A 550-nucleotide genomic window follows, 5' to 3' on the forward strand; every position below is an offset into this window, starting at 1 on the left:
ACCTGGGCCCGGAGCGCCGCGGCCTCGTGCTCCAGTTCGATGATCCGCTTGATGCCGGCCAGGTTGATCCCCTCGTCCTGCGACAGCTGCTGCACCTGGCGGAGCAGCTCGATGTCACGGGCCGAGTAGCGGCGCCCACGGCCCGCGGTGCGGTCCGGGCACACCAGACCGAGGCGGTCGTACTGCCGGAGGGTCTGCGGGTGCAGCCCGGAGAGCTGGGCGGCCACCGAGATGACGTACACCGGCGTCTCCTCGGTGAGCTGGTACGGATTGCGCCGCCGGCCGTCCCTGTCCGCGCCGTTCACCGGATTCACGCTCCCTTCGCCGCCTGGAACAGCTCCGCCCGCGGATCCTCGTCCGCGGGCGGAGCTGTTCCAGGCGGCGAAGGGAGCGTGAATCCGGTGAACGGCGCGGACAGGGACGGCCGGCGGCGCAATCCGTACCAGCTCACCGAGGAGACGCCGGTGTACGTCATCTCGGTGGCCGCCCAGCTCTCCGGGCTGCACCCGCAGACCCTCCGGCAGTACGACCGCCTCGGTCTGGTGTGCCC

2 protein-coding genes are annotated in these 550 nt (G+C 71.6%); one reads left to right on the forward strand and one right to left on the reverse strand.

What is annotated here, in order from left to right:
- On the reverse strand, positions 1 to 314 hold a 314-nt coding region (locus BFF77_RS32415; protein ID WP_425424469.1), incomplete at its 3' end, for a heat shock protein transcriptional repressor HspR.
- Between the two features lie 87 nt (positions 315 to 401).
- On the opposite strand from BFF77_RS32415, the gene BFF77_RS37645 reads away from it, so the two are divergent.
- Positions 402 to 550: MerR family DNA-binding transcriptional regulator (locus tag BFF77_RS37645; RefSeq protein ID WP_141698625.1), on the forward strand; the 149-nt coding region annotated here is incomplete at its 3' end.

It is taken from the genome of Streptomyces lushanensis (assembly GCF_001700515.1).
Classification (GTDB): domain Bacteria; phylum Actinomycetota; class Actinomycetes; order Streptomycetales; family Streptomycetaceae; genus Streptomyces; species Streptomyces lushanensis.